Below are 11787 nucleotides of genomic sequence, written 5' to 3' on the forward strand. Positions count from 1 at the left end.
CAAGGTTGGACAAGTCATCACAGCAGCTTGAGCATCGTGACCAGCAATCATCATCCGGTCCGAAGCGCAGCCGCATAACGTTATGGGTTATTTTAAGCTTGCTTGGCATTATTATTATTGGTGCGGGCAGCGCTGCTTTCTACGTATGGAACAGCTTGCAGCCAACGAAGGATGGCGATGTGCAGAAGCTGGAAATTCCGAAAGGAACGTCAGCGAATGAGGTTGCAGAATTGCTTGAACAGCAAGGGATCATCAAGAACTCATTTATTTTTAAATATTACTTGAAGCTGAATGACCAGGGAGCTCGCTTTCAAGCGGGTGTATATGAGCTTAACCCGGGAATGGACAACGATGCGATCATCGCGAAGCTGAATGCCGGTGAGACGGTAGCTGCGGAAACGATTCGCTTCACGATACCTGAAGGCTTTACCGTGCTGCAAATTGCTGACAAGCTTGCGGCGGAGAAGCTGATTGATAAGGAAAAGTTTATGGGGCTTATTGCCTCGCAAAAAACGTGGGGAGATGCGGAAGCAGTTCGCTCTATCCCAGAATCAGATAAGCTCCACAAGCGTTTAGAAGGGTATCTTTTCCCTGAGACGTATGAAATGAAGAAGGAAAGCAAGGAAGAGGACATTATCAAGCGGATGGTATCGGAGCTTGACAGGAAGCTGGGCGAGCTTCCAGAAGGCTGGATGGATGTGCTTGAAGAGAAAAAAATGTCATTCCATGAGCTTTTGACTATTGCCTCGTTAGTGGAACGCGAGGTAGTTGTTGATGAGGAAAGAGCACTCGTGGCAGGCGTTATCTATAACCGCATCGCAGATGGCATGAAGCTCCAAATCGATGCGACAGTACAATATTCACTTGATAAGCCGAAGGAAAGACTTTATGAGAAGGATTTGCTTGTAGAGAGTCCTTATAATACGTATAAAGTGGAAGGGCTGCCGCCGGGGCCTATCGCGAGCCCAAGCCTTGATTCGATTCAAGCGGCGCTGTACCCGGAGGAAACGGAATATTTCTTTTATGTGACGAAAAAAGACGGAACCCAATCTCATATGTTCGCAAAAACATACAAGGAGCATTTGAGAAATATCGAGAAGAGCAATCAAACGGCTGGGTAGGACAACTATATAAGCTGGACAGCTAATTACAGTTCTTGAGGAGGATTACAGCAATGACGTACAAGCCGGAATTGTTAGCTACCGCCGCATCGTTAGAGGAGCTTGAGAGGCTCATTGCAGCAGGTGCGGATGCTTTTGTCGTCGGCGAAGCACGTTACGGTATGCGTTTGGCAGGTGAGTTCGATACGGAAATGATTGCTCAAGCGGTAAAGATAGCGAAGCCTCATGGCGTTCGGATTTATGCGGCTCTTAATAATCTGATCGATAATGATGTGGCGGACAATTTAAATTCGTATGTGTCTTCGATTGCCGAAGCAGGGGTTGATGCCATTGTGTTCGGCGATCCCGCTGTTCTGATGGCGGCACGAGTCCATGCGCCGGGAATAGCTTTGCACTGGAATGCGGAGATGACTTCAACCAACTATGTTACCGCTAATTATTGGGGTCGCAGAGGCGCTGCAAGGTATGTGCTGGCACGGGAGCTGAATATGGAGCAGGTTATCGAGACGGCTTCAAGCACGGACCTCGAAGTACAGGTTCAGGTGCATGGCATGACGAACATCTATCATTCCAAGCGCTCGCTGGTAGGCAGCTATATGGATCATCAGTCGGAAGCGGATCGGCTGCCTGTGAAGGATAAGGATCGCGGTCTGTACGTAATGGAAGCAGAACGGCAGGATGAACGGTATCCGATCTATGAAGATGCTAACGGGACTCACATTATGAGCTCTGATGATATTTGCATGGTTGAGAATCTGCATGAGCTGCTTGAGGCTGGAGTGAGCAGCTTGAAAATAGAAGGCTTAATGAAGTCAATCGAATACAATGAAATTGTCGTGCGAGCATATCGGCAGGCGATTGATGCTTATATGGCTGACCCGGCAGGTTATGTGTTTCAAGAAGAGTGGTTGGATGCGATTAAACAGGCTCAAGACCCGAATCGCGAGCTGAGCTATGGCTTCTTTTACAAAGAGCAAGTGTACTAATAGATATTAAAGAGCTTACGAAGAGAGTTTTGCTTCGCAAAACTAGTGAATGCTTACGAAGAGAGTTTTGCTTCGCAAAACTAAGTGAATGCTTACAAAGAGAGTTTTGCTTCGCAAAACTAAGTGAATGCTTACGAAGAGAGTTTTGCTTCGCAAAACTTTAGGAGGTGCACATAAATGACGACAATCGAGAAGACGACGCCGCGCTACCAAGGAAAGCGGAATCGGCTGGACAAGCCGGAGCTGCTCGCTCCAGCGGGCAATTTGGAGAAGCTGAAATTCGCCATCCATTATGGAGCTGACGCGGTATACATCGGCGGGCAAAAGTACGGCTTGCGTTCCAATGCGGATAACTTTAGCTTCGAGGAAATGAAGGAAGGCGTAGAATTCGCGAATCGTTATGGCGCAAAGGTATTTGTCGCAACCAATATTTATGCGCATAATGAGGATGTTGAAGGACTAGAGGATTATTTGCGAGCGCTGGAAGAAGCCGGTATATCGGCTATCATTGCTGCTGATCCTGCTATCATTGAAACGGCGCAGCACGTAGCGCCTAAGCTTGAGGTCCATTTGAGCACGCAGCAATCGACCCTCAATTGGCAGGCCGTGCAATTTTGGAAGGATGAAGGCTTGCCGCGCGTCGTGCTTGCCCGTGAAACAAGCTTTAAAGATATCGCTGAAATCAAGAAGCATGTTGATATTGAAATCGAAGCTTTCATCCATGGGGCGATGTGCTCATCGTTCTCAGGACGGTGCGTGCTTTCGAACCATTTTACGGATCGAGACTCTAACCGTGGGGGCTGCTGCCAGTCTTGCCGCTGGAAATATGATCTGTTTGTTGATGATATGCCGATGTACTCCGAGGATGAAGATAAGTTTACGATGGGCTCAAAGGATCTATGCATGATCGAATATTTGCCGGAGCTCATTGAGGTTGGCGTCGACAGCTTCAAGATCGAAGGCAGAATGAAAAGCATTCATTATGTTGCGACGGTCGTTAACGTGTACCGACAAGCGATAGATGCTTATTTTGCCGATCCGGAGCATTTTGAGTTGAAGCGGGAATGGGTAGAAGAGATCAATAAGGCTGCGAATCGACCGCTTAATACAGGATTTTTCCTTGATACACCAGGAGCAGAGGATCATATCTATGAGCCGGAGGAAAAAGCGGCCCCTTACGATTTTGCTGGTGTTGTGCTAGATTACGATGCGAAAACGGGAATTGCTACTGTTCAGCAGCGCAATCATTTTAAGCTAGGCCAAGAAATCGAGTTCGTTGGTCCAGGCGGTACTTTCTTCAAGCAAACGATAACCGAAATTACCGATGCCGATGGTTCAGCACTTGAAGCGGCGAGGCATCCTTTGCAGCATATTCGAATACGTACGCTTAAGCCGGTTAAGACGATGGATATGATGCGGAAGAAAATTGTTAAAAAGTAAGAAACATGAAAAACGGAGAGTCTTATTTTACCATTAAAATAAGATTCTTTTTTTTTTATTTTATTATTATAAAACGGCAGGATGCTGTCGATATAAATAATATATTGTAAATACATATTCCGGCAAGATTAGCTACCAACAAATGAACTATTTATTCCATTTCCATACTCTCAATTCTTAAGGTGGTGTCTTTTCAAATGAAAAATGAAGAAGAACAAAAAGAGAAGAAGTTCATGAAGAAAAAGATCAAAGCAGACCAAACTAGCTCAAATCAGACAAAAACAGATAAAGCATTGAAAGCGCAATCAGGAATAAAGGCGATCTCTCAAGCAGCGAAGTTGGCATCAAGTTCTTTGAAGGGAACAAAATTGTCAAATCCGCTTAAATCAGTCGGCACGACGCTATTTTTAATTATTTTTTGCAGCATTATTGCTTGCGTCTTGACTGTAGGTCTAATGGCTTATTCCAAGTCGAAATCGATCATTGAGAATAAGGTATCGGACGCAAGCTTTGAAACGATCAAGCAAGTATCGAATAATTTGGACGTTATTTATACGACATATGAGGATTTATCGCTGCAGATCTTAATCGATAAGAGCTTTCATGAGTTTGTTCGGAAAATGACTGATAGTACGGAAGGATATGCAAAATTTGAAGCTTCGCGTAATTTAGGCGACAAAATGCAAAGTTATTTAATGGGCAACAGCACAATTGTTTCGATGATGCTTTTGCCAGTCAATCCGAAGCTGGATGTCATAACCGCTGGTGCGGCCAACAACAGCAACGCAGATAGATTGATGAAGACAGCTTGGTTCATGGAAACGGTAAAAAAAGCGGGTAAAGCGCATTGGATTCCGCCTCAGCCAGAAGGACTGGCAAACGCTACCGGCGTTCCTACCATCGGGATAAGCCGTCTCATTAAGGATACGACGACTAGTGAAGCCTCTTACGTATTGCTGATGGAAATACCGGTAGAATCCATTTCGGATCGTTACAGCGATGTCATCCTGGGCAAGGACAGCCAAATTGAGATTCTAGACGCGAACAACAATTATATTACGAATGCAGATCCAGGCATGATCGGCAAGGCGGTTAACATCACGCTTCCGAAAGAAGGTGACAAGGCGCATGAAGACTCCGTGAAAATGACGAATACTAATGGAGTGGATGTGCTTGCTGCTTACAAAACCTTTGAATCGATGGATTGGAAGATTGTCGGTACAGTACCGGTCAAAGAGCTTGTAAAAGATGCTAAAGCGATTCAGAATTTGACTTGGATTACAGTGTTCGTCGCTGCGCTGATTGCTATTGCGATCGGAATTCTCGTTATTTTGACGGTGGCTAAGCCGCTTGTGAAGCTTCGCAACTTGATGACTGAGGGTGCTAGCGGCAACCTGACCGTTCGTTCGGATATAAACAATCGTCAGGATGAGATCGGTGAGCTTGGCAAAAGCTTTAACCTGATGATGACGCAAATTACAGCATTAGCCGTTCAAACGACGCGTTCTGCAGAGGAAGTGTTATTGACAGCAACGGAGCTAAGCGACGCTTCTAGAAAAACCGCCCTTTCCGCCAAGGAAATTGCGGTCGCTACGGAGGAGATTGCAGGCGGAGCTACAAGCCTTGCAGTTGAAGCCGAGAGGGGCACGGATTTGACTGGAAACATCGACGTGCAGATGAAAAAAGTAATTGATGCCAATGAGCAGATGGTCCGCTCCGCGCAAGAGGTCGGGAAGGCGAGTGAGCAAGGAACGGCTTATATGGGCGTTCTCATCCAGAAAACTGGCATGACAGAAGAAATGACGCGATCCATGGTTGAGAAGGTTGATGCATTGAAGGAAAGCACGGGCTCCATTGTCAAAATTTTGGACGTGCTCAACAACTTAACGAAGCAAACGAATATTTTGTCGCTCAACGCTACAATTGAAGCCGCTCGTGCAGGTGCTGCAGGCAAAGGCTTCATGGTCGTGGCCGATGAGATTCGCAAGCTTGCCGATCAATCCCGTCAGTCAATCGATGTTGTCGGACAAATTACCGAGAAAATCAGAGGCGAGATCGATGAGACTGTACATGTCTTGTCAGATGCATATCCATTGTTCCAAGAGCAGATTGGTTCAGTAAAAGAAGCTAATCAAATTTTCTTAACAGTATCTGGTCAAATGGGGCAGCTCGCTCAGAAGCTGGAGCTCGTTACAGATTCAATCGGCCAGCTGGACGAGACGCAAGCGGTTTTGTCGGAAGCCATGACAAACGTAAGCGCGGTAGCAGAGGAGTCGTCCGCAACCTCCGAGGAAGTGGCATCTCTCAGCACAGAGCAGCTAAGTATCAGCGATGGCATGGTACGTCTATCCGAGAAGCTGGATACGGTATCGCGTGAGCTCAAGGATTCCCTTGCTCAGTTTAAGATCGAATAGCAAGAGATTACCTTAAACGGAAGAAGAGTCGTTCAGGCATTTACTGCTGAACGACTCTTTTTTCATACAGAATTTGTGCTTGACGTTTGGAGGGAGGTGCATGAAGGAAATAATAAGTTTATATCGCATGCAGCAGCCTATGGGCTTACGCTGCAAACAAAAGGAGATCCGTCATTATGGTGAATGGTGATGTTTAAACGCATATGGCTGGCTGCATGCTTGATCAGCGTTTTCATGCTTATTTATATGGGTCGTCTTGCTTGGCTGCAGCTCATGCCGGGAAGCTCTTCGGCGGCTGTTCTTACGCCGCAGGCTAGCCGTGGCGGGTGGCAGAGGCTTTCGGTTCTGCAGCGTCAACGCAATTTGGTGCTTGATACTGGACGAGGTGATTTCTATGACCGCCAAGGAGCGCCAATAACAGGAGAAACATATTCCGCTGTCGCTTTATTCCCCGTGAGGAAAGATTTGCGAGGACAGCCGAAGGACTTAAGCGAGCTCAGCCGTTTATTAGGCGTGAGCGAACAGCTATTGCAGCAAAAGTGGGATGCTGTGCGAGAGCCTGTGTTTTGGGAAGAAGAAGGGCAGCCAATGCGTCTATCTGCTGCCCAAACAAAGCGGATTAAAGAGCTTAGCCTAAATGGCATACGCGTGCTTCCCTATCGGAATCGATATTTGCCGCAGTTTGATGCTAAGCATGTAATTGGCTTTACGAGCCAGCATCCGGAGTGGCTGCAAGCGGAGCATGCAAAGGAGCTTGCGAGCGGGAAAAGAAAGCTGGCGGAGCAGGTTGGCGGCTCTGGGCTCGAGAAATCGTTAGACAAGCTGCTCCACGGCGTGGGAGCGACGTCTGTCTCTTATTTTATAGACGGGCAAAACGCGCCTATGCACGGGCTTGATATGCGCATTACGCAGCCGGGCAACCAATACTATCCGCTGAAGGCGATAACGACGATCGATTTGAAGCTGCAAAATGAGATAGAGGACTATGTGGATGAACAGGGTATGAAGGAGGGGGCGATCGTGGTGCTAGATGCGAGCAATGCGGATATAGTCGCCATGGTATCACGTCCTCAGCTAAAGCCTGGACAGTTCCAAAGCTCGGATGGCTCTGAGTGGACTAATCATGCGCTTAAGGCTGTAGCACCCGGCTCCGTATTCAAGCTCGTTACAGAGGCAGCTGCCTTGGAGGCAGGTGTGGCGACGCAGCATGAAACGTTTACTTGCAACGGGGAATACGGTAAATACGGCTTGTCCTGCTGGAAGGAGGGCGGCCATGGACGCCTGACCCTTCAAGAGGGGCTGGCACAATCATGCAATATTGCGTTTGCTACAATTGCAGAACGGCTTAAGGCGTCCGAGCTGCAACAAGTCGCAGATGCGCTGGGTGTTGGCAGGCAGGCGGGCTGGCATCGTGACAAAGCGTTTGGACCCTTCTCAGGTCCCCTGCGCCTGCTGGAGGAAGAAGAGCGCGGACAGCTGTTTGCAGCTGCGGGGAGCACCGTGAATGTTGAGGGTGAAAGGGAAGGACTGGTTGGGGAGCAGTACAGGAAGAGCGGGAGTGATGTGAGCGGGTACAGCATGGAGAGCGAGAAGAGCGGGAACCGCTTGGGGAGTGAGAAGAGCGGGAAGAGCGGGGACCGCTTGGGGAGTGAGGTGAGCGGGTACAGCACGAAGACCGAGAAAAGCGGGAACCGCTTGGGGAGTGAGGTGAGCGGATACAGTACGGAGACCGAGAAAAGCGGGTACCGCTTGAGGAGTGAGGTAAGCGGATACAGTACGGAGACCGAGAAAAGCGGGCACCGCTTGAGGAGTGAGGTAAGCGGATACAGTACGGAGACCGAGAAAAGCGGGCACCGCTTGGGGAGTGAGAAGAGTGAGAAGAGTGAGAAGAGTGAGAAGAGCGAGAAGAGCGAGAAGAGTGAGAAGCGAAGCGGGAAGATGGAAGCTGCGCAGAAGGCGCGGGAACAGGCCGCGATGCTTGCGGCTGTCGATGGCGGCGTGCTCGCGCAGAGCGGAATTGGGCAGCGTGATGTAAGGATGTCGCCGCTTCAGGCGGCAAATCTGATTGTAACGCTGCTGAACGATGGGCGCGTGATGGAGCCGCGCCTCGTAAGTGAAATCCGCTATGCCAACGGCCAGCGGATGGTAAAGCTGCCCGCGCAGCGTGCGCAAGCCATACGTGGCCGGATCAAGCCGGCCACTGCATATGCGCTGCGGCGCGGCATGGAGGCGGTCGTCGACCACGGAACCGGTCGCTCGATCCGCCAAGGGCTGTGGGCGGTAGCCGGGAAATCCGGCACCGCCGAAACGACTCGGGCCGGAAACGCCCGCAACCACCAGTGGTTTGCAGGCTACGGCCCGGTCAAAAAGCCTCGCTACGCAATAGCCGTGCTCGTCGAAAACAAGCCGCCTGGCAGCTCGCATCAGGCGACAAAGCTTTTCCGCGGCGTCATGGATATCGCCGCCCGGATTTCCAGCCAAGAAGGAAGCTAGTTCGGAGTACCGTTCCAGCTTCCTTGCTCAAAGACGAACCTCAATATATAAGTTACTCGGCTACATTGCAGTTAATACAACTGAAACCTGACATGACTTTGCTATTTGTTGATTAGATTGCAGTTATGCAATAGAAATCAATCAAAATCTCCTCAGAAGAGATGAATAAGTCGATTCTGATGTACTAACTGCAGTGTAGAAAGTCAACCGAGTCGAATCAGTCCATTCCATTGCAGAAACTGCAACGTAGACAGAGAAGTGAAGCTCAACGAACTGTTCCAGTGCTGAAACAGCACTTTAAACAGTCAACCGAATCAAATCAGTCTAATCCATTGAAGACCGGAAGTGCCGCACAAACCCACACAAACCACCGAGTCGCATCAATGGTTCGTAGCAAGCAATCTGCAACAAAAAAGCCTAGCTCATCAGCGGTCATTTCGCGCTGAAACAGCTTGGCTCTTTAGTTAAATAATCGTTCATCTCGATGCATCACTTATCTCAAAATATCACTTATTTCAAAGCATCACTTATCTCAAAAGTATCACTTATCTCAAAATAACCTTATCTTAAAGTCCTTATCTTAACGTTATCTCTCTCCATCACCATCTTCATTCTTTCCCCTTCTCCTCATCACGCTTCAAGGTATCAACATACGACCCGGTAGAGGGGCTGTCGAATTCGCCAAGCGGAGCATGAATCCAGCGGTGGAAATAGCCTTGGTCGTACAGCGCCTTGAGTAGGATCATCAGAATCGGAGATAAAATGACGCCGGCAACGCCGAACAGCGATAGCGAAATGATCATGAAGGCAAGCATCGTGAAAGCAGATACACCTAAGGAATCGCCCGTAATCTTTGGTTCAAGAATTTGACGGGTAAGCACGACGAAAAGAAACAGGGCGGATAACCAGATCGCTAATGTGATTTTGCCGACGATGATCAAATAAATAATCCATGGTATGAAGATCGTGCCAACGCCGAGCAGCGGCAGGATGTCGAAGATGGCAGATACGACGGCTATGACGAAAGCATTTTCTACTCTTAGCAAAATAAGCGCGATCAGGATGACGATAAAGGTGATGCTGATCATTTTTGCCTGCGCTTTAATGTAGAGCGCAATGCCTTTGAATACATTGTTGCGAAGGAAGAAGAAGGCTGTTTTAAACGTATTTGGCGTTTTGTCCTCCGCGGTTTGCTTCCATGTCGTAATTTCGATGCTTAAGAAATAAGCTAGTATAATACCGACTATAAAATTAAAGACAAAGGTGGAGATAGACGAGACGTAGACGATTAGGTTTTTAAATACGTTTTGTCCAAATTTCGCAAAAGTGGATGAAGCCCCCTCGATTAAATCTTTGGAGCGCTGCACCAAATCAAGATCATCGGGTATCGTGCCTAGTCGCTTCTGTGCTTCTTCGGTAATATTGGCAATTTGAGTAACGAGAATTTCTTGATATTTCGGGATGTTCGAATACAGTTCCTGACCTTGCTTCGTGATCAGATAAGCGGCACCTGAGAAGGCACCCAGTATAACGAGCGTAAACAGCAAAATGGAAATGCCGGATGCGATTGATTTTTTCATGCCAAGCTTGTTTAACCGCCTTGCCAGCGGCTCGATACATAAAAAGATAAGAAAAGAAAAAAATATTGGAGTTGCGATGCGGTACAAGTAACTGAAGGAATACATTATTAAATAGACGGTTAAAGCAATGAGTGCGATGTCGAAAGCGGTTCGCCAATACTTTTTGTAAAAGGGCAGCATAATAATACTCCTTCTTTTTCCATATTCATATTTCCATAAAGATTGTACTATAGTTTTTAAAAAGCTGCCTATTTTTTATTGCGATATGCTACAATTAAAGCTACTGTTGTTGTTTTGTACCGCTATCCATTCGTCGACTAAATCATGTAACGGTGGGGAAAACAAAATGGAAAATTTGCTGTTATGGGGATTATACGTCGCAACCTTCTATGCGTTTCTTCCAGGACTTATTAGCCGTACATTTGGCTTTCGCGTTTTTAAGAAGGGCTGTGTAGAAAAGGAAATTTCCCTTACGTTTGATGATGGGCCAGATCCGGTTTATACGCCGAAGCTGCTCGATCTTCTCGCCCGCTATGATGCGAAGGCGACCTTCTTTATTGTTGGTTCGCATGCTGAAGGACAGGAAGAATTGCTGCGCCGGATGAAGGAAGAGGGCCATAACCTAGGCATTCATAATTACGTTCATAAATCGAATTGGCTGATGCGGCCTCGAACGGTCAAACGTCAAATCGAGCGTACCATTGACCTCATTGAAAATGCAACGGGTGTGCGTTCGGCTTATTATCGGCCGCCTTGGGGAATCGTAAACGTATTTGATTATGCGAATTTAGGTTATTTGCAAATTATTTTATGGTCGGCTATGTTCGGCGATTGGCGGATTCGGCTTGGTTCGGATAAGCTGAAGAAGCGGATGCTGAAGAAGCTAAGACCCGGTGAAGTTATGCTCCTGCATGATTGCGGCATGACGCTTGGAGCAGATAAAGATGCTCCCCAAAATATGCTTATCGCCCTTGAAGCCTATTTAGAGGAAGGCACAAGGCGCGGCTATCGATTTGTAGGAATAGAGGAAATGATGAAGCTGACTGACGAAGCGAGAACGGTAAGCTCCTCCATTTGGAAAAAAGCGCTGATATCGCTTTGGCTGCTGTGGGAGAGGGCGTTTCACGTTATTTTCCGTCTCAAAACGGTGGGCGATGTTAAGGATGCCGCTTTTCATTATCGCGTGACAACTTACCATGGTGAAAACATTGAGCTGGCAGAAGGCGGACGCGTGGAGAAGGGCGACCGCATTGCCGAATTGCATTTTGACAACAAAAAGCTTTCTTCAATCGCAGCGACCTCCAAATCGCCGGTAGCTACAGGTATCCGGATGCTTCGCGAAGTGGAGCAGGCGCTTCCGCTGCTTGCCAATCAGCTGGCGGAAGATCACGAGGCGAACGACATTAAAGCAGTCTATGGCGTGACGATGATCCATCGCGGGGCTGATCGGCTCGGTTTTGAAATATTCCAGCTTCCAGAGGGCTGGTTCGCCAAATCAACACGCATTTATTTGCGCATTCTGATTAGAGTGCTTACGAATACGGAGAAATCAGCAAAGGGCAAGAAAAGAAGAGAAACGATTTCACCTCGCATGCTGCTGATGCCGGTCAATACGATCAGGCGTTATACGACGGTACAGTTGAACAAGATGCAAGAGGAAGCAGAGCGACTAAGCGATGCTGTAGAGAGAAGAATAAGCGCGGCAGCCGACGAAGCTGCGCAGCTAGGTACGAAAACAACAGCTATCTAAATT

General features: G+C 47.8%; 7 protein-coding genes. 6 read left to right on the top strand and 1 reads right to left on the bottom strand.

Translation table 11 applies throughout. From position 1 onward, the window contains the following. Positions 1-5: 5 nt before the first annotated feature. From mltG to AC1TPC_RS08885, 5 genes are all read left to right on the top strand, one after another. Positions 6-1121 carry an endolytic transglycosylase MltG gene (mltG, locus tag AC1TPC_RS08865; protein ID WP_482066492.1) on the top strand — a complete coding sequence of 372 codons (1116 nt, stop codon included), beginning with the start codon at positions 6-8 and terminating at the stop codon, positions 1119-1121. A 53-nt stretch (positions 1122-1174) separates the two neighbouring features. Further along, positions 1175-2107, top strand: coding sequence for a peptidase U32 family protein (locus tag AC1TPC_RS08870; RefSeq protein ID WP_482066493.1), 933 nt, complete (start codon positions 1175-1177; stop codon positions 2105-2107). A 177-nt stretch (positions 2108-2284) separates the two neighbouring features. Next, positions 2285-3547 (top strand): peptidase U32 family protein, encoded by a 1263-nt coding sequence (locus tag AC1TPC_RS08875; RefSeq protein WP_482066494.1) that lies wholly within the window; start codon positions 2285-2287, stop codon positions 3545-3547. A gap of 197 nt (positions 3548-3744) precedes the next feature. After that, positions 3745-5961 carry a methyl-accepting chemotaxis protein gene (locus tag AC1TPC_RS08880; protein WP_482066495.1) on the top strand — a complete coding sequence of 739 codons (2217 nt, stop codon included), beginning with the start codon at positions 3745-3747 and terminating at the stop codon, positions 5959-5961. Between the two features lie 189 nt (positions 5962-6150). After that, a complete protein-coding gene (locus tag AC1TPC_RS08885) occupies positions 6151-8454 on the top strand; it encodes a peptidoglycan D,D-transpeptidase FtsI family protein (RefSeq protein WP_482066496.1) in 2304 nt (767 codons plus the stop codon). A gap of 608 nt (positions 8455-9062) precedes the next feature. Here AC1TPC_RS08885 and ytvI read toward each other — a convergent pair. Then, positions 9063-10214 carry a sporulation integral membrane protein YtvI gene (gene ytvI, locus AC1TPC_RS08890; protein WP_482066497.1) on the bottom strand — a complete coding sequence of 384 codons (1152 nt, stop codon included), beginning with the start codon at positions 10212-10214 and terminating at the stop codon, positions 9063-9065. A gap of 166 nt (positions 10215-10380) precedes the next feature. Here ytvI and AC1TPC_RS08895 point away from each other — a divergent pair, with 166 nt between their 5' ends. Further along, positions 10381-11784, top strand: coding sequence for a polysaccharide deacetylase family protein (locus AC1TPC_RS08895; protein WP_482066498.1), 1404 nt, complete (start codon positions 10381-10383; stop codon positions 11782-11784). Positions 11785-11787: the final 3 nt, after the last annotated feature.

The sequence above is a fragment of the Paenibacillus sp. Y280 genome, from assembly GCF_056786335.1.

Bases quoted from the DNA above. Each gene is read 5' to 3' on its own strand.
- AC1TPC_RS08885 (WP_482066496.1), top strand. From the start codon at position 6,151: ATGTTTAAACGCATATGGCTGGCTGCATGCTTGATCAGCGTTTTCATG.
- AC1TPC_RS08870 (WP_482066493.1), top strand. From the start codon at position 1,175: ATGACGTACAAGCCGGAATTGTTAGCTACCGCCGCATCGTTAGAGGAG.
- ytvI (WP_482066497.1), bottom strand. From the start codon at position 10,214: ATGCTGCCCTTTTACAAAAAGTATTGGCGAACCGCTTTCGACATCGCA.
- AC1TPC_RS08880 (WP_482066495.1), top strand. From the start codon at position 3,745: ATGAAAAATGAAGAAGAACAAAAAGAGAAGAAGTTCATGAAGAAAAAG.
- AC1TPC_RS08895 (WP_482066498.1), top strand. From the start codon at position 10,381: ATGGAAAATTTGCTGTTATGGGGATTATACGTCGCAACCTTCTATGCG.
- AC1TPC_RS08875 (WP_482066494.1), top strand. From the start codon at position 2,285: ATGACGACAATCGAGAAGACGACGCCGCGCTACCAAGGAAAGCGGAAT.